2 protein-coding genes are annotated in these 860 nt (G+C 42.2%); both read left to right on the top strand.

Translation table 11 applies throughout. The features are described 5' to 3' along the window. Positions 1-70 precede the first annotated feature (70 nt). Positions 71-370 (top strand): transposase, encoded by a 300-nt coding sequence (locus tag H5125_RS21690; RefSeq protein WP_259395520.1) that lies wholly within the window; start codon positions 71-73, stop codon positions 368-370. Continuing rightward, on the top strand, positions 307-860 hold a 554-nt coding region (locus tag H5125_RS21685), incomplete at its 3' end, for an IS3 family transposase (protein ID WP_182745500.1). The genes H5125_RS21690 and H5125_RS21685, both read left to right, overlap by 64 nt.

The raw sequence follows: 860 nt of genomic DNA, 5'->3' as shown, positions 1-860 counted from the left end.
TATTGTGGCTTAATGAAACTGTACACCGATTGAGGTAAAATCCCCTTAAGATAAAACGGTGTAAAAAGTAATGAAGACTCAACCAACTTACTCAACAGAATTTAGAATAGATACCGCTAACCTTGTGATTAAACAAGGTTACACCATCCGAGAAGCTTGTGAAGCAACCGGCGTAGGCCCGACAGCGATTAGACGTTGGGTAACTCAGCTAAGACAAGAATTTGAAGGTATTACTCCATCAGCTAATGCCATCACTCCCGAACAAAAACGAATTCAAGAGCTTGAAGCGCAAATTAAGAAAATTGAATGGGAGAAAGATATCTTAAAAAAGGCTACCGCTCTCTTAATGCAAGACAACATCAAACGATAGCATTAATTGAATTGTTATCGAGAGGGCAGAACATCATCAAACAGCTTTGTCATTTGTTTGAAATACCGCGTAGCAGCTACCATTATCATCTCAAACATCGTGGATTAGTGAAGCCTGAACGTGAGAAACTGCGCCAGCAAGCAATTGCAATTCACCGTGATAGCAGAGGCTCTGCAGGGGCAAGAACGATAGCAGGCCAGCTTAATCAACTGGGTGAAAATGTTGGCCGTTATAAGGCCGCGAGTTTAATGAGAGATGCAGGGCTAATCAGTAACCAACCCAGAAAGCATCGTTACAAGATAGCAAATGATGAATCTAAAATAGCCCCTAATTTGTTAAAGCGGCAGTTTAACGTTGAAGCAATAAATCAGGTTTGGTGTGGTGACGTGACCTATGTTTGGTCAGGAACCAAATGGCTCTATTTAGCCGTGGTAATGGATTTGTATGCGAGAAAAGTGGTGGGTTGGGCTTGCTCTGACAGCCCGAATAC

The organism is Shewanella sp. SR44-4 (genome assembly GCF_014163715.1).
GTDB lineage: Bacteria > Pseudomonadota > Gammaproteobacteria > Enterobacterales > Shewanellaceae > Shewanella.
The sequence above is the reverse complement of the archived record's forward strand: the minus strand, read 5'-3'. Positions and strand labels throughout refer to the sequence as shown.